Source organism: Leifsonia sp. NPDC102414 (genome assembly GCF_044765685.1).
GTDB lineage: Bacteria > Actinomycetota > Actinomycetes > Actinomycetales > Microbacteriaceae > Leifsonia.
The window spans coordinates 30,847-48,882 of record NZ_JBIWKN010000009.1 but is presented as its reverse complement, the minus strand read 5'-3'; the positions used below and the strand labels follow the sequence as shown (position 1 = coordinate 48,882).

18 protein-coding genes are annotated in these 18,036 nt (G+C 66.7%); 7 read left to right on the top strand and 11 right to left on the bottom strand.

What is annotated here, in order from left to right; translation table 11 throughout:
• The first annotated feature begins 715 nt into the window (after window positions 1-715).
• Window positions 716-3,205: a Helicase associated domain protein gene (locus ACIRCZ_RS20030; RefSeq protein ID WP_402856597.1), complete on the top strand. Its 2,490-nt coding sequence runs from the start codon at window positions 716-718 to the stop codon at window positions 3,203-3,205.
• Window positions 3,206-3,305: 100 nt separating this feature from the next.
• Here ACIRCZ_RS20030 and ACIRCZ_RS20025 read toward each other — a convergent pair whose 3' ends face one another.
• The 4 genes from ACIRCZ_RS20025 to ACIRCZ_RS20010 all read right to left on the bottom strand — a co-directional run bounded on the left by ACIRCZ_RS20025 (window position 3,306) and on the right by ACIRCZ_RS20010 (window position 5,169).
• On the bottom strand, window positions 3,306-3,830 hold the full coding sequence (locus ACIRCZ_RS20025; protein ID WP_393195960.1) for an AAA family ATPase: 525 nt from the start codon (window positions 3,828-3,830) through the stop codon (window positions 3,306-3,308).
• Window positions 3,831-4,008: 178 nt separating this feature from the next.
• Window positions 4,009-4,497, bottom strand: coding sequence for a hypothetical protein (locus ACIRCZ_RS20020; RefSeq protein WP_402856594.1), 489 nt, complete (start codon window positions 4,495-4,497; stop codon window positions 4,009-4,011).
• A 36-nt stretch (window positions 4,498-4,533) separates the two neighbouring features.
• Entirely contained in the window at window positions 4,534-4,797 is a 264-nt protein-coding gene (locus tag ACIRCZ_RS20015; RefSeq protein WP_402856591.1) for a hypothetical protein, read from the bottom strand.
• A gap of 12 nt (window positions 4,798-4,809) precedes the next feature.
• Window positions 4,810-5,169, bottom strand: a complete 360-nt coding sequence (locus ACIRCZ_RS20010) for an Imm51 family immunity protein (protein WP_402856588.1) — start codon at window positions 5,167-5,169, stop codon at window positions 4,810-4,812.
• Window positions 5,170-5,404: 235 nt separating this feature from the next.
• On the opposite strand from ACIRCZ_RS20010, the gene ACIRCZ_RS20005 reads away from it, so the two are divergent.
• On the top strand, window positions 5,405-5,542 hold the full coding sequence (locus tag ACIRCZ_RS20005; protein ID WP_393195951.1) for a hypothetical protein: 138 nt from the start codon (window positions 5,405-5,407) through the stop codon (window positions 5,540-5,542).
• Entirely contained in the window at window positions 5,539-6,153 is a 615-nt protein-coding gene (locus ACIRCZ_RS20000; protein WP_402856584.1) for a hypothetical protein, read from the top strand. Before ACIRCZ_RS20005 ends, ACIRCZ_RS20000 begins: the two co-directional genes overlap by 4 nt.
• Before the next feature lie 37 nt (window positions 6,154-6,190).
• On the opposite strand, the gene ACIRCZ_RS19995 is transcribed toward ACIRCZ_RS20000, so the two are convergent.
• The gene (locus ACIRCZ_RS19995) at window positions 6,191-6,562 is read right to left on the bottom strand and encodes a hypothetical protein (RefSeq protein WP_402856581.1); all 372 of its coding nucleotides are present in this window, start codon (window positions 6,560-6,562) and stop codon (window positions 6,191-6,193) included.
• Window positions 6,563-6,778: 216 nt separating this feature from the next.
• On the opposite strand from ACIRCZ_RS19995, the gene ACIRCZ_RS19990 reads away from it, so the two are divergent.
• A complete protein-coding gene (locus ACIRCZ_RS19990) occupies window positions 6,779-7,018 on the top strand; it encodes a hypothetical protein (protein WP_402856578.1) in 240 nt (79 codons plus the stop codon).
• A gap of 120 nt (window positions 7,019-7,138) precedes the next feature.
• Here the strand turns inward: ACIRCZ_RS19990 and ACIRCZ_RS19985 are convergent, their stop codons facing one another.
• From ACIRCZ_RS19985 to ACIRCZ_RS19975, 3 genes are all read right to left on the bottom strand, one after another.
• Complete coding sequence (locus ACIRCZ_RS19985) at window positions 7,139-7,300, bottom strand: hypothetical protein (protein WP_241539982.1); 162 nt, start codon at window positions 7,298-7,300, stop codon at window positions 7,139-7,141.
• Window positions 7,301-7,578: 278 nt separating this feature from the next.
• Window positions 7,579-8,010, bottom strand: a complete 432-nt coding sequence (locus ACIRCZ_RS19980; protein ID WP_402856576.1) for an RHS repeat-associated core domain-containing protein — start codon at window positions 8,008-8,010, stop codon at window positions 7,579-7,581.
• An 843-nt stretch (window positions 8,011-8,853) separates the two neighbouring features.
• On the bottom strand, window positions 8,854-12,201 hold the full coding sequence (locus ACIRCZ_RS19975) for an RHS repeat-associated core domain-containing protein (protein ID WP_402856573.1): 3,348 nt from the start codon (window positions 12,199-12,201) through the stop codon (window positions 8,854-8,856).
• A 785-nt stretch (window positions 12,202-12,986) separates the two neighbouring features.
• Between ACIRCZ_RS19975 and ACIRCZ_RS19970 the strand changes: the two genes are divergently transcribed.
• The 3 genes from ACIRCZ_RS19970 to ACIRCZ_RS19960 all read left to right on the top strand — a co-directional run bounded on the left by ACIRCZ_RS19970 (window position 12,987) and on the right by ACIRCZ_RS19960 (window position 15,712).
• Window positions 12,987-13,709: a hypothetical protein gene (locus ACIRCZ_RS19970; RefSeq protein ID WP_239155823.1), complete on the top strand. Its 723-nt coding sequence runs from the start codon at window positions 12,987-12,989 to the stop codon at window positions 13,707-13,709.
• Between the two features lie 840 nt (window positions 13,710-14,549).
• The gene (locus ACIRCZ_RS19965; protein ID WP_393781424.1) at window positions 14,550-15,401 is read left to right on the top strand and encodes a SigB/SigF/SigG family RNA polymerase sigma factor; all 852 of its coding nucleotides are present in this window, start codon (window positions 14,550-14,552) and stop codon (window positions 15,399-15,401) included.
• Between the two features lie 89 nt (window positions 15,402-15,490).
• Window positions 15,491-15,712: a DUF5133 domain-containing protein gene (locus ACIRCZ_RS19960; RefSeq protein WP_081222025.1), complete on the top strand. Its 222-nt coding sequence runs from the start codon at window positions 15,491-15,493 to the stop codon at window positions 15,710-15,712.
• A gap of 724 nt (window positions 15,713-16,436) precedes the next feature.
• Here ACIRCZ_RS19960 and ACIRCZ_RS19955 read toward each other — a convergent pair.
• The 3 genes from ACIRCZ_RS19955 to ACIRCZ_RS19945 form a co-directional block, all read right to left on the bottom strand.
• Window positions 16,437-16,619, bottom strand: a complete 183-nt coding sequence (locus ACIRCZ_RS19955) for a CsbD family protein (RefSeq protein WP_402856568.1) — start codon at window positions 16,617-16,619, stop codon at window positions 16,437-16,439.
• Window positions 16,620-17,051: 432 nt separating this feature from the next.
• On the bottom strand, window positions 17,052-17,330 hold the full coding sequence (locus ACIRCZ_RS19950) for a hypothetical protein (RefSeq protein WP_402856565.1): 279 nt from the start codon (window positions 17,328-17,330) through the stop codon (window positions 17,052-17,054).
• A 198-nt stretch (window positions 17,331-17,528) separates the two neighbouring features.
• Window positions 17,529-17,945, bottom strand: coding sequence for an SgcJ/EcaC family oxidoreductase (locus tag ACIRCZ_RS19945; RefSeq protein ID WP_081222028.1), 417 nt, complete (start codon window positions 17,943-17,945; stop codon window positions 17,529-17,531).
• Window positions 17,946-18,036: the final 91 nt, after the last annotated feature.

Here is an 18,036-nt window from a genome sequence, read left to right as displayed (position 1 = left end):
GCGCGCGGTCTGCTCCGCAGACACGACGCGGCGTCGCTACGCGACGCTCCCCCGCGCTCCGCGCGGAGACGGAACTCCGTTCCGTCTGCTGATCGCTCCGCGATCAGCAGATCCCGCTAACGCCGGATCAGTCTTCAACCAGTCTGCTCCGCAGCCTGGTTGAAGACCTGCCGTCCACTCCGTGGCCGCCAGAAAAGCCGGCTAGCTACGAGCGAGTGCGCCGGTTTGCGCGATTCCAGATCAGTAGTCCACCGAAGACGACCATCATGAGAGCTGGATAGAGGGCTTTTCCTGAAGTCCCTTCGACTATCCGCCATACCATCAGGCCAGCGCACAAGAGCAGCATCGGCCAACACATCCAGGCGACCCAGCGAGCCCCCGGTTTGGTCCAGGCTGGCGGTTCATGCATTCCTGATTGTCTGGACACTGGTACACCTCCAGCCTTACCGATGCCCGCATCCGGTGGAAGCAGGCACTGATGACAAGGATGGAGTGCCTCCCTCTGGCTTCCAGTCAGTCATCGCGCCAGGCGTTTCGCATCTCCGAGCAACTTGGGTGCGTCACTTCTCTGGGCGGCTTGATTCTGGGATGATGACTAGGTGCCTCTCATCTTCCAGTGTCTCGATGCTGGGAAGCATTCACTCTGGAGGCTGGATCAGTTATAGAATCTCGGCTTCATAAATCGACTTCAAAGAATTTGGCTCTCGTGATTCAGATGGAATTGCGTCCGCATCAGGCTGAGGCAGTCGATAACGTCGCTCGAATTCTCGGTGTCCCACCCGGTGGCCGCATTCCTCCCGACGGTCTACGAACGCAAGTAATCGCTGCGACCGGATCCGGTAAAACCCTGATCGGTGCGGAGTCCGCGCGCCGGCTTTCCGCCCGTCGTGTGCTGGTTTTGGTGCCGACGCTGGATCTGCTGACGCAGATGGCCGGCGCGTGGCGTCGTGCGGGTCGGTCGGGCGCGATGATCGGTGTCTGCTCACTGCGGGCTGAGGAGAGCCAGGGGCTGCCGTGCACGACGGACCCTGATGAACTCGTTTCGTGGATGGCCGGGTTGGAGACGGTCACTGTGTTCGCGACGTACGCCTCGGTTGGTCTGGGCATTCTCCAGCGGGCGCATGCGGCTGGTCTGCCGGTGTGGAGCCTGATGGTGGTGGACGAGGCCCACCGCACGAGTGGGGACGGTCTGAAGCCTTGGGCTGCCGTTCACGACCAGGCGCGGCTGTCTGCGGAGCGTCGGTTGTATATGACGGCGACGGCGCGGGTGTGGGAGGCGGAGGGTGAGCGGCCGCGGTTGGTGGCGTCGATGGAGGACGGCTCTCCCGTGTTCGGGCCGGTCGCCTACAAGTTGACGCTGTCGGAGGCCATCAGTCGCGGGATCGTGGCGCCGTATCAGGTGCTGTGTCTCGACATCCGTGACCCTGATCTGTACGACGCGCTGACCAGTGAGGACACGGGTTCGGACGCGGTGCGTGGGGCGCGCCTGGCGGCCGTGCAGACCGGGCTCATGCGCGCGGCGGTGGAGGAGCGGTTCCGTCGTGTCTTGAGTTTTCATAGTCGGGTGGGTGAGGCGGAGGCGATGGCGGCGTCGGTGCCTGGGGTCGCTGCCCGGCTCGCCGAGGAGGAGCCGGACGTCTACCCGGCGGCGGGGCAGGTGTGGGCGGACTGGTTGTATGGCGAGCACGGCCCGAGACACCGACGTGGAGTCTTGGACGAATTCGCTTCCGATTACCTCGGTGGCCCTGGACTTGAGGGTCAGGATATGCGTGCCGAGTTTCGTGTTCTATCGTCTGTGCGCGTTCTCGGCGAGGGTGTCGATACTGCCGAATGTGACGCGGTTCTTTTCTCGGATGCGCGCGGTTCGATGGTCGATATTGTGCAGATGGTAGGGCGTGCTCTGCGGCTGCATCCAGGGCGGGGAAAATTGGCTTCGCTGGTGGTTCCGGTGTTCCTTGGACCGGACGAAGATCCGAATGAATTGCTTACTTCGGATGCTTACAGCACGCTTAGCAAGGTTCTCGGAGCCCTTCGGGCGCACGACGCCGACACCATCGAGGCTCTCGCGGACCCTCGCGTGCGCAACAGTCGATCGGTGGCCGAACTAGCTTTTGAGCGTGCCGAGTTGGACGGGGACGATGACGTTCTGGAGGGCGTCGGCATGGAGGCGGATCGTGTGTCGGCGCGGGCTGTGGGAGTTCTGCGGTTCACCGAGGAGCGCGACCCTGTCGCGCTGTCCCGGTTCGTGCAGCTGCGGGTGATCGATCCGGAGGGCGCGTACTGGCGGCGTGGCGTCGAGGCCGCGGCCCGGTGGCTGCGCGAGACCGGCAGCGACGAGCTGCGGGTGCCGTTCACGTACGTCAGCCCGGAGGACTGGGGAGCGGTCGGGTCGCATCCGCTGGGGACGTGGATCGCGGACCAGCGGCGCTATTACACGGCCGGAACACTTGAGGCTTCGCGGGTCGGGGAGCTGGAGAAGCTCGGGATGGTGTGGTCGGTGCACGCGTCTGCGTGGGATGCCGGTCTGGAGGTCGCCCGATCGTATGCGGCTGTGCATGGGCATTTCCTGCCCGCTGCTTCCGTGGTCTGGGACGCGTTCCCGCTGGGGATGTGGGCCAAGAATCAGCGCGCGGCGGCTCGTAAGGCGATGGAGAACGCCGAACGGCGTGCCACCGGGGATACAGGCTTCTCCTGGGCCGGAGAGCTGTCTGAGAGCCGTATGGAGGCGTTGGCGGAGATCGATCCCGGCTGGTGCCCGGCGTGGGACGTCGGATGGCAACGCAGTCTCCGGCTTGCCCTGGTACACGTCCGCGCCGGAGGTGCACTTCCCGCCGTGAGCGGCGAGCTGGTCGTGCAGGGCGAGGACCTTGGAGCGTGGGTCGTTGCGCAGCGGGCTGGGTGGGAGCGGCTGATGCCGGCGCAGCAGTTCCTGTTGGAGTCCATCGGCGTGCAGGCGCCGACGGACGACGAGTTGGTGCGGCCGGTGCGGCGGACGCAGGACGACCGATGGGCGGCAAACCTGGCCGCGGCCCGGCAGTTTTACGCACGTGAGGGGCATCTGCGGGTGCCGAGGAAGGCGGTGGAGGACGTCGACGGCGAGCCGGTCAAGGTCGGGGCATTTCTCGACAATACCCGTCGCAGGGCGGGCAGGCTCAGCGAGCAACGGCGCGCGGAGCTGGATGAGCTCGGGATGCGGTGGGCCTGAGCCGGTGGGCGAAACGGGTTACCTGTGTGTGGTGAGTCGAGGCGGGGTGGTTGTCTCATGGGCAGTCTGTTGTCGTCGGCGAGGTGCGGCGCGGGAGGTCTCAACTCTTGACGGTCTCTGCGATCTGCTGGGCGGCCTGGGCGGGGGTGAGGTGCGTGGTGTCGACGACTTCGGCCTCGGCGTGCAGCCATGTGCGGGCCGCTTCGGCGTAGGGCTCGAGGTAGTGGAGGCGGAAGGGGGAATTGGGGCCGAGAACGGTGTCGCCCGCGATGCGCGCGCGGAGGGTGTTCTGGTCTGCGTGGAGGACGAAGTGCCGAACCGGAATGTCGTGCCCGGCAAGGCCCGAGCTGATCTCACGCCAGTACCGCTCGACCAGGACAGTCATGGGCATCACCAGAGTGCCGCCGGTGTACTCGAGAACGCGTCGGGCGGTCTCGACGACGAGGGGACGCCACGGCGGCCAGTGCTGGAAGTTGTCCGTTGCGGGCAGCCCTGGCTTGATGTCCATGAGCGTCTCGCCGACTTTCTCGGCGTCGAACACCTGGGAGTCCGGGATGAGCTCCTGCACGAGCGCGCTGGTGGTCGTCTTGCCTGAGCCGTGGGTTCCGTTGAGCCATACGATCATGGCCTTGACGCTAGCGTCGCGCGGGCCGCACGAACGAGCAGAGTAGAAGATCCGGGCGGCACATCGCAGGTTCTTGATCTTTGGTGTGGGGCGCAGAAGCAGACGTCCCTGTGCCTATTCCGCCCGTTGGGCCGGTGGAGACCATGGGGCTGTTCGGCCGATATGACCGTGTGGGTGGCTACAGGGTCTCCGCGGTCGAGGTGGGCGATTCCTTTTCCGCCGGCGTACCGCGGCCGATCGTCATGGACCAGTGCACGGCAGAAGATGCCTCGACGGACACGACGCCGCCGTGTTCCACGCCTTTGACCGTGACCTGGTTGTAGGTGGTGCTGACTTCGCCGGCCTGGCATTCCAGCGGGAAGGAGATGTGTACGGACCGGACAGCGACCTTGATCTTCCCAGCGCCCTGGCAGCGCACCGCGACGATCAGCGCGTCTCCCTTTTTGCCTTGAGTGAAGGCGAGGGCGGCGTTCCCGGTAGTCGCCTTCTGACGGCCGGCGAGTCTCTCACCGGCATCCAGTTCCGGAGGCTGCTGGACCGCGGGCTTCGTGGAGTTCGGAGTGGGAGTGGCTTTCGCTGACGGCTCGGACGAATGCGTGGCCGAAGACGCCTTGTTGTCGTCATGCCCGGACGAGCAGCCGGCCAGGGGGTGAGCAGCGTGGCGCACGCGAGGATCAGGGCTGCGCGGGTTCGACGTGACACGTCAGTCCTCCCAGATGGCCCAGCCGACGCGGTGGGGCGTGTAGATGGTGACGCTGTGCTTGGCGCCCTTCCCGCAGTTGACATAGGTGTATTGGCTGTAGCCGTAGCTCTTCGAACGGTAGACGCCGTACCGGCCGTACGTTGTCTTGCGGGCGAGGGTGTCCACCGTGATCGCGTTGCCGAGCTTCGCGGCGCCGGCCTGACCGTCCCGGACCGCACCCCGACCGCCTGGCTGGACGGCCCGGGTTCCGGGCTGTTCTGGCACCGCTCGCCGGTTCTAACGGTCGAGGAAGCGTGGGTCGGCTGTCTGAATGTAGTGGCTGAGGAGTGCACGGTTGCTGAAAGCGGCGTGCAGGAGGACAGCCAGGTTTGTAAGTGCCTGTAGGTCAGGGCTTGTGACGACGAACGTACCGGCCTCTGATCCGAAGTGGAGCTTGTCGACGTCTTCGGGCATGCGGGAGCGGGCCAGTGACTCTGCCAGGCCTTCCCAGCCGTGACCGTGGCTTTCGACGTTGTGTTCCTCGAAGACGTCGGCGACCTGTTCCATGTCAGCGTCGAACAGGTAGAGGCAGTGGGAGCCATCGGATTCGCTGCCTTCATCCAGGTGGAATGGGGACAGGGTTGATGCGTCGGTCATGCGGTGAGAGTAGAGATAGCCGTGTCTCGAAATTGGAGTGGGTGGCCCTACAGGTTGAGCGGGTCTGTGCGCTCTTCAGCTTGGCTTTGGTCTGAGCGGGGCAGTAGGACTCGGTGCCGGTCTCGATGACCGCGCCGTTGGAGGTGAGCCGATCGACGATGGCCGCGCAAAGACGTGAATCGGCGACCGTCTTCGTCCGGCCACCAAGCGACTCGCCGCCATCGAGTACGTCTTGGTGACGGCGATCGTTCAGTACACCCGGAAGACGAAGGGCGGGCTGTACGACGCAGGCAGGGGACAGAAGATCGGCGTCATCAACGCGTTCTTCCACAACCAGAGAAACAACAAGTGCCCCGCATGGATGCATCCGTGACCGATCCCGAAGACCGCGAGCAGCAAGCGGAGGTCACCCGGCGTCTGCTGTACTTCTTGAACGCTCCGCTCGTCGAGTACTGCCGCCTGCGTGGCGTCCTGCCTGCGCCCGGCGCCGTGCGCGTCGCTATCCGTGCCGGGGACGACGAGAACGCCCGGGACTTCCTGTACGAGATCCCCCACGACACGGTGGCCCCCTACTACGTTCCCGGGCTCCTGAGAGCGGTTCTGACGGGCCCCCAGCTGTATAGCAGCAGCGATGTGGATGAGGTCATGGGGATGACGCTCATCCGGCTATGTCCGGAGGAGATTTCTCCGGACCCGGAGCCCCTGCAGGGGCGGGCGCTCACCGTCGTGCAGGCACTGTCCGGTCCCGGCGACGACGAGGACCCGTTCCTCATCGGCTTCCTCATGCATGGCGACGGACTGCTGCGCCTGTACGTACAGCGCACCGACCGTCCCGGCATCATCGGCGCCGACATCCGCCTCACCGAAACCCCCGCCACAGCGCTCATCGCTTCCCTGGCCTCCCTCGTCGAGGAAGAGCAGTACCGACAGCCCGCGCCAGACGACCCGCACTGCGATCTCCTTGTCGACCTGACCAACTGGTAGAGCCCTACGGCGTGCCCCGGTACCGCGGGACAACACGTCAATGTCGGCGACGTACTCGTCCTGGCCGCGGTGAAGCCAAAAAGAGAACCACCAGCAGAACCGAACGGACCCGTAGGTCACCGTCCACCTGTGAGGCCCGGTTGCTCGTTTGGACGATTTCCGCCTCGGGAACCTCGCCGTGTCTGGCCATCGTCACGGTCTCCTCGCGGCTGCCTTCCGTCCCGGTCACGGTGTGGGATAGCGGGAGGGTGTGGCGGACGCCTGTGGCCCAGCTGCGGGCATAGGTCACGACGTGGAATCTGCCGCTGTGGTAGCCGCTGCTGCGGATGGTCACCTCGGTCTCGGAGAGCTCGACGGCGAGTCTGCGCCCCCATGGGCCCACCAGGTAGCGGCTATCCTCGATGGCCACATAGCCGTCTTCGTCCGGAAGGATGCGGCCTTGGCATCTCAGGCCAAGCAGTCGCGGGGCGGGGGCGGGAGAGCGCATGGCTGTGCGCTCCCTGGTCCAGCTTGTGGGCCTGGATCGAGCTGCTGCGTTGGTGCCTGCTCTACCCAGTGCCTGCCCGAGGCGGGAGGTCGCGGCCTTCTTCCTCGATTCCCGTGTGCGGCCGATACTGCAGCGTTGGTGAACTCTCACGGACAACCCGAGCACCCCATCGCCTTCCTGACGGAGCTGGTCGGACTGGGCCAGGTCAGTCCGCTCAACGCGGCTATCTGGCTACGGGCAGCAGGCCTGGATCCGGCACTGGCACTGCAGAAGGACATCGGCGCCAAGTGGAACCTGACAGCACGCCACGTACATAACGTCCATCGCTCGGTCACCACCAACTCCCCTTTTCTTGTTGCTGATCAGCCCTGCAGATAGACAGAGGGCACCCCTGCGATGAGCAGCCGTCCGAGTTCTCCTGCCGGGCCGCCGGAAGAGATGGCCAGAAGAAGTGCACCGCAGACGAGAGCCAGCGTGCCGAAGCAGGACTCGTGGGTATCAGCGGGGCTGGCGTTTCCGGATGTTTCCCACAAACATGTAGACCGCACCGGTAATGCATGCTGTCAGCGTCAGCAGAATCCAACCGCCACTGTTTCCCATGGCGATCAGCAGGATAGAGAGGATGAGCCCTGCGACAGCAAACAGGTAGACGAACATCATCCATCGCTTCACAGCAGCGCGCTGGCCAACGGACCAACCAACGTTTGGCATTGCATCTCCAATTTCTGAGTGCGGGTGCCGGGCGCGTCACGCGCCCGGCACCCGTCTTTCCATTACCTAGCCACCACTTACAGCGCTCGACGCGATCTGACCGACGCTCCATGAAATGGCGTAGCAGCCGGCGGTCGCTCCGAGGGATCCGCCGGGGGTTGCGGGTGCCGATGCCGCAACAGCGAGGCCACAAGCTGTTCCAGCCAACCCGCCGGTGACGACTCCGGCTACGTCGCTCCAGAGCCCCTTCGTGTCGCCCTGGAAGAGATGTACGCCGCCCACGAAGCCGTTGCCGATCGGCCCGAAGCGTCCGCGATCCCGGTGAGGCTGATCGTGCCGTTGGGGTCGGTGCGGTTGACGGGGTCGCCTTCGGCGTAGAGGTAGGGGTTCTGTTCCTGGCCGGAGGGGTCGGGCTGGGTGAAGCGGCCGATGTTGGCGTCGTAGTAGCGGGCCTGGAGGTGGTAGAGGCCGGTGGGGTCCTGGTAGTTGCCGGCGAAGCGGTAGGGCTGGGCGACCGGTTCGGTGGACTGGGCCAGGATGCGGACGCCGCGGGGGCTGTAGGTGTAGGAGTCGACCTTGTTGCCGTCGATGTCGGCCAGGGCGACGACCGAGCCGAGGGCGTCGGAATGATCGCGGTACGCGCCGGGAGGTTGCACCATCGTTCACAGCTTCGAGTGTGGCCGCCCGCCGCCGGAGCCGCTCACCGAGAAGCGCCTGGTCAGTCACCACCGAGGGAGCAACGGACTAGACACCCCGCCCACGGTGGCACAACTCAGCCTCGTGCGGAGTGGCTTCATGCTCCGTGGTGGGCGCTCTCGGCCGACGCGAGCCAGGCAATGGCCGGGCCCCGCGCTCATCGAGACCAAGCGCTGCGGTGGCTGCCTACCCGATCTCTGCACTCCCGCGGGCCTCGCGGCCGCTCCTCCGAGGGCGGGACTACCGAGGAGCGTTCCGACGGCCCCGATATGACCACCAAGGGCTCCCTTCGTCTCCAAGAGATTGTTGCCGGGCTCGATCCGTGCGAGCAGGCGTCGGCGGGGTACGGCGTTGAAGGTTGCCGATGGCGGCCACCTCGACGGAAAGGCTCAGCTCCTGTGGCAACGAGCGGCCACAGGACAACCCCCCAGGGACCCGTTGACGGAACGCACTAAGGCTCCCGCTACCGAAGCTGACCTCTCCCCTCTTCATCTTGCCGATGAGTTCCGGGGGCCACGGATCATAAGCACGGCAAGAGTGACGCCGCAAACGATGGCAACGATGCCCAGAACGATTGGAATTGCTGGCGCATGTCCACCGCTTCCGGATACACCTAGGAAGATCGCGACGGCTCCGACGAGAAGCATCAAGGCAGTTGCAATTTTCAATCTCAACATTGGTTGAACCTTTCCTATTACGGCTGCGGCTAAGGCCGTTGCAATCTCGCGTCCATTTTTCTGCGACCCTGCCGCAGAACCCGGCGTGCCAGATCGGCTCTGACACGCCGGGTTTTCTTGCTCTGTCGACTAGTCGTAGGTGATGATGTCCGCCCCGTAGTAACCGGCGACTCCTCCGACCGCGCAGCTTCCGACTACGGCCGCTGCCGTGCCTGCTGGTCCGAACACGCTCGCAAACTCAGTCACTCCGGACGAAGAAGCGGCACCAATTCCGGATAGGCAACCTCCGACGACGCCAAATATGTCGCTGCCGATGTCGAGCGCGTCAGACCAACTGAACAGTCCAGTGGGGTCGATGCGGTTGACGGGGTCGCCTTCGGCGTAGAGGTAGGGGTTCTGTTCCTGGCCGGAGGGGTCGGGCTGGGTGAAGCGGCCGATGTTGGCGTCGTAGTAGCGGGCCTGGAGGTGGTAGAGGCCGGTGGGGTCCTGGTAGTTGCCGGCGAAGCGGTAGGGCTGGGCGACCGGTTCGGTGGACTGGGCCAGGATGCGGACGCCGCGGGGGCTGTAGGTGTAGGAGTCGACCTTGTTGCCGTCGATGTCGGCCAGGGCGACGACCGAGCCGAGCGCGTCGGTGAGGTAGAAGTACGTCTTGCCCCCGGTGGTCATGGAATTCAGCGTGCCCCCGGGTTCCCGGTTGAATCCCATGTCCGCGCCGGCGGTGGTCTTCGCGGAGAGGCCGAGCGGCCCGTTGTGGAAGACCGTGTCACCGAGCTGGAGCCGCTCGCTCTGGTCGGTCGAACCGTACTTGCCCGCGTAGGTCTTGCCGTTGACTGTGATCGCGGACATCTGCGAGTGGTCGGTCCAGGTCTCGCCGGTGCGGGTGTAGTCCGGGGTGGAGTCGGCGGCGGTCTCGTTGCCGATCTGGTCGTAGGACCAGGTGCCGGTCGAGGTGGACTTGCCGGTCATCTGCTGGGCGTCGTTGATCGTGTAGGTGGTGCCGCGCGGGCAGCCCGGGTCGGTTCCCTGGGAGGTGAGGTTGCCGGCGAGGTCGTAGCAGTACTGCCAGGAGTCGGCGATCGTGCCGTTTTTCTCCTCTTTGGCGTAGGAGAAGCGTCCTGCGCTGTCGTAGCTGTAGGTGCGCTTCAGTCCGGAGACGTTGTCGGTGGAGGTGCGGATCTTGCTGCCGTCCGTGGCCGCGTTGGTGCCGTAGCCGTAGGTGTAGGCGAGGTCGACCAGCGTGCCCTGGTCGGAGGTCACCTTGATGCTCGTGGGCCGGTTGGACTTGTCCGGTTCGACCTTCTGGACCGTGCCGCCGGGGTAGGTGGTGGTGGTGCGGACGTCGTTGTTGTTGTAGTCGTAGCTCGTGATCTTGCCCTGTTGGTCCTTGAGCTGGTGGAGCTTGTTGACCTCGTTCCAGGTGTAGTCGATCGTGCCGGAGGGGTCCGTGTAATAGTCGACGTTGCCCGCCGGCGTGTAGGCCAGCAGCGTCTGCGAACCGTCCTGGAGGTGGCGGACCGTCTCACGCTGGAGCGGGTCGAACTCGTAGGAGATCGTGCCGGTGCTGTCCGTGCGCTGGCGGAGGTTGCCGTCGCCGTCGTACCAGTACTCGACGCGCGCCTTGTTGGTCGTGTCGACGATGCGGATGCGGTCGCGGTTGTCGTAGGTGTAGGAGACGGTCACGCCGCGGGCGTCGGTGACGGTCTTCGTGCGGCCGAGATCGTCGGAGGTGTAGGTGGTCTTGGCCAGCGGGGCGGGCGGGGTGACCGTGTCCAGGTTGCCCTTGGCGTCGTAGTGGAAGTCGGTGGTGACCGTCTTCGTCGACGACATCTTCGTCTGCTGCTTGCAGCGCTGGCCCTCGAAACCGCCGCAGGTCGGGGTCGACTTGTTGTACGTGTACGTGACGCTGCCACCGCCCGTACCCGTCTGGGCCACGGACGTGGTGTTGCCGACCGTGTCGTAGCCGAAGTCCGTCTTCTCTCCGTCCGGGTTGGTGGAGTCCTTGGGGACGTCACCGCCCGCGATGGTCTGCCAGTGATTGGTGGTCGTGCCGCCGGTGGGCAGGGTCACGGTGTCGAGGTTGTTGCGGGTGCTGAAGCCGTAGTCGGTCGCGTTGCCCGGTGTGCTGCCCGACCCCATCGCATCGGTGGCGCTGTCGATGTTGTGGTTCGCGTCGAACTTCGTGGACCGCTTGTGGCCCTTGGCGTCCGTGACGTCGGAGACTTCACCGTCGGAGTTGTGCTTGTAGCTGGTGGCGTGGGTCTCGGGGTCGGTCAGCTTCGTCGTGCCCGCGTCGGCCGGTGAGGTCGTGTCGTAGCTGTACGTCCAGGTCGGACCGGTGTGCCCGGAGCCATTCAGTCCCGTGGCCCGCAGCATGGAGGTGACCCGGTTGGCGTCGTCGTAGGTGAAGACCGTGACCCGACCCTCGGGCGTGGTGATCTTCGAGACGCGGCCGGAGGAGTCGTAGCCGAAGACGGTCGTCTTGCCTTCGGTGTCCGTGGTCTTCCAGAGGTTCCCGGACGGATCGAGGTCGAAGACCGCGGTGCGGCCGGTGTGGTCCTTGGCCTGCCACTGCGAGGCGTTCGTCTTGAGGAGATCCACCCACCGGCCCGAGCGGGTCTCGGTCAGCTTGAAGCCCTTGTGCTCGCCGCTCTCGTCGTGCTGGGTGACGGTGATCGAGCCCTTGTTGCGGTCGGTGACCTTCGTCAGGGTCCCGTTCGCGTCGTAGGTGTCCTTCGAGCCGGACTTCCAGTTCGTCAGGGTGTACGTGCCGTCGCTGTTCTTCTTCAGCTCCTGCGAGTATCCCTTCGGTGTGGTGAAGGAGCCGTCGCTGTTCTTGGTGAACCGGACCGTGGCGCCGCTGGAGTCGTAGAAGATCACCTCGCTGCTGCCGAGGGAGAGGTAGCGCTCGTACTGCTGCCACCACCGCTGCGAGACCTTCCCCCACGGGGCGTCCAGGGAGTTGTAGGTGCGCGCGAGTGTGAGGCGCTGCCCGACGCCGGCGACGTCGAAGTCGGTCCCGGTCAGCATCAGGTTGCCGGTCGAGTAGTCGATCCGTGCGGTGAGTGCGTCCGTGATCGCGAAGTCGGTGATGCGGTGCCAGGGCACGTCCCCCTGTCCCTCCGGCGCCATGCTCAAGATGCCGGCGTCCTGCGCGGCGGCGAGGGGTGCGGTGCCGGACCGGGTCGGCTTGGTGGCGTGTTCCTTCTGGGCCTTGCGCCAGGCTGCCAGCCCTTTCGAGGGCTGCCGCTCCGGTCGGGTCGCTACCGGCTTCGTGGAGCCGACCTTGACCTCCGGCATGGTGAACCGGGGTGCGTGCTTGCCCCAGGCCGAGACCGGCTTGGCGTCGTCCGCGGCCGCACCGGCGGCAGGCAGGAGTGACAGCGCGAGTGCACTCGTTGTGACAACCGCCGCGGCGGCGAGGTGTGTTGCTCTCTTACGGGCACGCCAAAAGGGCGCGCCGAAGGCACGTGCATGCACGACTTCCCCCCACAGGAAGATGAGCCACGGTGACCCCAGCGGTCACGGGCGACCCACAACCTGTCACAGGAACCGCACAAGAATTCGGGCGCTTCCCGTAAAGTCCTCCTCGATGCGGGCAGGAATCAGCCCCTCCCTTTATCGCCGGTCAGGCCCCTGCGAGCGGAAGCTCCCCCGGACCCGCCAGGAAGACGAAGGATTCTTCCTGCTATTTCACCCATCACATGCGGCCGAAATGTTGCCTTGCAGCAATCGTCCACTCCTCAAGAACACGGCGAGCAGGTGCCGGCTCGCCTTGCCGTGAGGACCAGGTCGTTGCCGTCGCAGGGCGTCCGACGGGGTACATGGCGGGACGCGACGTGGAGTTCACCGCTCAGCCGAGCCTTGGACTCCCCGAGGCGATGCACGAACCGGCGGGGGCCGTGCCACCTGACGAGCAGTCGTCACTGCTGCGGTGCGAGGACGAGCGGCCACTTCCGGACCAGGCTGGTCACGTCCCGTGGGGCGCAGCGGCTCGTCGTGAACTGGACGAACGGCCGTTGGGGCGTGGCCGATTGATCGGCGTCAGGGATGACAGCCGCTCGACTGCCGGCCTCTGGCCGGGTGATCGGCAGGCTTTGAGATGCACGTCTGGCCCAGAGGCACCCTGCGCATATCCGGAATGTGAGGTACCGCGTGTTGTGGGTGTCCGGTGGGGCAGACGGGTGCTTCACGCCGCGATCATCAGGATCGGGCGCCGGCTGGGGCCGTGACACGGTTCTCGGGAAGTAGGCGTGATGCGAGGCATGGGACGACTTGCGGCCGTGGCAGCGATGGGCGTGTGCGCGGTGGGCCTGACCGCCTGTGGCGGTGGCGGTGGGGACGACGACGCGTTCAAGGGGAAGTCCGCCGACGAGGTGGCCGCTCAGGCGGTCAAGGCGACGCGGCAGGCCGACTCGATGCATCTCAAGGGCAGCGCCCGGCAGGAGGGCGGAGAGTCGCTGGCGCTCGACATCGCGGTCGACAGCGAGAAGAACTGCGAGGGAACGGTCGAGCAGCAGGGCGCGAGGGCGCAGGTGCGGCACAAAAGTGCGACGCTCTATCTCAAGGGCGACGAGAAGTACTGGCAGAAGAGCCTCAAGCAGCAGGCCGGCTCGGACAAGTTGGTGTCCAAGGTGGCGGACAAGTGGGTGAAGATGCCTGCCGGGGACGACCAGTTGAGCGGGCTGTGCGACAAGCAGGGCCTGCTGGCCGCCCTGGACGAGGACAAGTCCGAGCGCAAGGGCATGTCCAAGGACGGCACTGCGTCGGTGGACGGCACCCCGGCGGTGAAGCTGACCAAGAAGTCGGGCGGCAAGACCCTGACGATGTACGTGGCCTCCAAGGGGAAGCCCTACCTCCTGAAGGTGACCACCACCGGTGGCTCCGCGCCCGAGTCGACGACCTTCAGCGACTACGGGAAGCCCGTCGAGCCCGAGCAGCCGCCGGCCGGTGACACCGTCGACCTCAAGCAGCTCGCCGCCAAGTAACCGGAGCACGGCCGGTGCGGGGCACCTGAGGGTGCCCCGCACCGGTCTGTTCAGCGGCGGCTGCCTCCCGGCATCCGAAGGTAGCGAGCAGCTCAGCAGGCTGTGGGCGGAAGGCCGAAGCGTCCGGGTGCATGGTGAAGATCTGGTCCAGGCCGGTGAGGGACAGGATCCTGGCGGTGTGGGTGTGAGTGTGGGTGTGGGGACTGCGGCCGGTGATCTCCCACCCCGCCTCATCCTCACCGCCGTGTACGCCACCGGCTCACGCCCGGGTCGCTGAACGTCGACCGGAGAGCAGGCGTCCAAGCGCGTCATTCCAGCGGGGCCCGGGAAGAGGAGCCCCGCCAACGTCAACGCACGCCGCGCGAGGCCCGACGCCCCCGCGCGAGGGTTCAGGAGCGTTGTCAGTGCTCGTCTCTACTGTGGGCGGCTGTGCCTCGGGTCGCGTCGGTGGATGCGGATCGCGGGTGCCAGCGAGTGGGGGTGCCCCTGCGTGTTTCAGGGGCACCCCCACTCCCCCGGCCCGATGATTGAGCCAGCGACACGGTGCCGGGGCCCGGCGGCGTCCGCTGTCTTCCGAACGGAAAACGACCGGTAGATCCCGTCTACCACTCAGGACATCCTTCACACCACAACGAGTCCGCGGGCCTGTCCGAATATCAGCGGCGGCATCCGCGCGTGTCTGCCGCGGCGGACGAAAGGGTGGTCACGTCACCGGAAGAAGGTGTGCCGTTTGTCGGCTTAATGCGGGGGCAGCCGGGCTGTAGCGCTTCGGACCGGAGGCGCAGGACGACTCGTCACGTCGTCTGCACACACCTCCGACCTCCACGAAAGCGCACCCCTATGCCCGAGATCGCCCTCACCACCCTGCCCTCAGCAGCCACCGCCGGCCGGCGCAGTACGCATCCGGGCCGAGACCGCGAGCGGGAACGCAGCGAGGAGAGCCAGGCCTCGGAAGGTCTGTTCACCCGTCTCGCCGATCTGGAGCCCGGAGCCGAGCGGGACCGGGTGCGAGATGAACTGGTGGTGCTGTGGCTGCCCATGGCGCACCGGCTCGCGAGCAAGTTCCGCGACCGTGGTGAATCGCTGCGGGACTTGCAGCAGGTCGCGGCCCTCGGGCTGGTCAAGGCCGTCGACGGCTTCGACCCCGCCCGCGGCATCCTGTTCGAGGGCTACGCCATCCCCACCATCACGGGTGAGATCAAACGGCACTTCAGGGACCGTATGTGGGCCGTCCGCGTCCCCCGGCGCGTCCAGGACCTGCGCAACAAGGTCCGCCTCGCACGACGCGAGCTCCTGCAGCGTCCCGGTGGCGCGGAACCCACGCCCGCCGACATCGCGGCCCACGCCGACCTCACCCTGGACGAGGTCAAGGACGGCATCGAGGCGCTCGACAGCTACACATCCCTGTCGCTGGACGCCCAGCTCTCCCCCGGCGACGACTCGGACTCCCTGAGTCTGGTCAACACGCTGTCCGCGACCGAGGGCGCGTTCGACGCGGTCGTCGATCGCGAGTCGGTGAAGGGCGCCCTGCGCCGGCTGCCGGAACGCGAGCGCCAGATCCTCTACCTCCGCTTCTTCGAGGACCAGTCCCAGAGCAGCATCGGCGAACAGCTCGGGATCTCCCAGATGCACGTCTCCCGCCTCATCGCGCGCAGCTGCCGGCGCGTACGCGACGAAGCCCTGCGGTCGTGAGATCACACGCGCGAGACGCAGTCCCGCACCATCTTGTCGACAACGGCGTCGGCCCCCTGCAGGTTCTCTTCCTTGAAGGAGCACAGTCCATGTTGATGCCTCTGCCCGCCACCCTCAGCGCGCTCGTCACGGACTACGAGAAGCTCGCCGCCGAGCCGGCGCCGGGCGATGAGCGGCACGGTCAGCGCCTGGCTGACCTCGCGTACACCCTGTGCGTGTCCACCGGGACCCGCAGCGTCGAGGACGCCCTCAGCACAGCCCGCGCCTACCTCAACACCCACATCACCCGCACGTTCGCGCCCGCCGCCTGAACCGACCTCTCAGCAGAAGGGACAGCAGGCCTCCGGCGCCCGTAGCAGGAGCAGATGAGGTCTTCGCATGCGGCTGGTCTCGGCAGGAGGCGGTCGAGCGGCATGGCCGTGACCGCGCGAGGCCGCAGCCCCGGACAGATCACGCCCTGCTGTCGGGCTGGTCGTGGTGGACGGTGCGTGCACGACCCCGTACGGGCAGGCGCGCACCACCCACCGTGTGCCGCCCGCCTCTTCACGCGGGAGGGCGGTACGGAGCGGGCAGCAACCGAACCGCACCCCCGCTCCTTGCCGGGATCAGGAACACAGTTGGGCTGTGTCTGCGAAGAGTGGCCGAGTGCACGCGCCGCTGTCTGTTGATCACCTCAGGCGATACCCCGGCCCGCTCCGCCTTCGCGCGACGTCGAATTTTCCCGCGACCGTCGCGACCCGCCGGCGCGCACCTCGGTCACGTGTAGTGGTGCGGTCAGCTCTGAGCGGGCTTCCCATCGCGCGGGCTCGATGCGGGCCAGTCGGGGTCGTCGTCCTCTACGGCCTGCTGGTGCGGCAGATCACGGGGAATCGCCGGTGCGACGCGGCCGGGTGTGTGGGGGCGGGAGTCGAATGCCGCGGGCTCGGTCATCGGTTGTCGCTTCCGTTCGTCGGGGGGCATGCAGACAGCACAGATCCCGGCAACCGGGGGGGGGTGAGCTGCCGGGATCTGGAGTACGGGAGATGTCTGGCGGGCCTACTTCGGCTTGATCGCGTCCTTGGCCTTCTCCTTGGCCGCGCGCAGGTCGCCCTGGGACTCCTCGGCCTTGCCCTTGGCCGTGAGGGACTCGTTGCCCACCGCGCCGCCGACCGTCTTCTTGACCTTGCCCGCGGCCTGCTCGCCCTTGGCCTGAGCCTTCTCGTCAGCAGCCACAACCACTCACCCAGTCTCGCTCGACAATCGGTACACCCACCGGGTCACCGCTCACCACATCCTCAAACCAGACAGCGGCAGTCGAGCAGGGCCGCGCGGCGGAAACAGCGTGGAGAGGGTCGGAGGGCCATCACTCAGATGTGCGGGCGCGGCGTGCGGCCCTGGGCAGCGGGCCGCCGTGGAGTGCAGGCGGCCCGGCCCGCACTGGGGGCTGCCGGAGCATCGGTGGCTTCGTCGCTGAGGCGGCCGTGGTCGTTGCGCAGGGCCGCGGTGTCGGAGTGGTCGTCCCGCACGGCGGTGCGGCGGTCCTGGTGGACGTCGTGGCGCGTGTCCAGGCCGGTGCCGGTGTCGAGCGCACGGTGGCGCGGCCGTCCAGGCGGTGGTGGTCGAAGGTGCAGGTGCGGCCGTCCTCGTGCGTGAGGGTCCAGCCGTCGAGGTTCACGCCGTGGCGTCGGGAGTAGTTGGTGACGTGACGACGGTGATCCGGGCTGTGCAGGACCCGGGTTCCCTGGGCGGATCCCAGGTCACATCGATGTCAGCTCCGTGGACGTCGTGTGCCAGTCCCGCCACCATGGCGGCAGCGGCGGCCTGTGCCTGGGCTGGGTGGGTGTTGGCCGCCACGTCGGCCAGGCGTCCGCAGAGCAGCCCGCCTTCCTCGGTGAGAACGCTGTGGCGCCAGCCTTCCGGCGTCGCCAGCAGGACGATGCTGCTGGGCATGCCGAAGGCTGGCCCTCTCTTCGTCACGCGCTCGCGTCGCACCATGGAGCCATCCAACCTCGTGGGGTTCCGGGAGGTTCGCGCGGGCGGAAGTTCAGGCGCTGCGGCGGGCGGCCCGTCCCGGGTTCCGGGACGGGCCGGCCCGGTGCTCACCCAGGCCTTTCGACTCCAGGACCGTGGGCGGGCGACCCGGTGGTGTCAGCTCGTGGCCGCCGCCTTCGGCGAGTTCTGGTAGGCGGCCACCTGCCATCCCGTTTCCTGCCGGGTCAGGATCCACATGGCGATCGCGCCGCGGTCGGCCGGCACGTGTGTCTCGCCGGGGAAGAGGATGCTCGTCTCGCTGATGACGGCGGCGGCATCCTTGGTGAGGAAGCGGATGTCGAGCACCTTGTTGCTCGTGGTGGAGCCCTTGAGGTAGCTGGTGAAGCCGGCCTGCATGCTCTGCCGGATCTCCTCGCGGGAGGAGCGGTAGGACCCCGGCAGGATCACGCTCGCGTCCTCGGTGTAGTCGGCGACGAACGCGTCCGCGTCATAGGTGTCCCACGCGGCGTAGACGTTCTCGAGGACCTTGAGGATGGCGGTCTCGTCCGCGGTGTGCGTCCGGTTCGTGGTCATGGCTGCTCCTTGCTCGGTCGTAGCGTGCGGGTTGCCGTGGGCTGCGGCTCACCGGGAGCCGGTGCGGCTCCGCAGGTACATACCGGCGCCG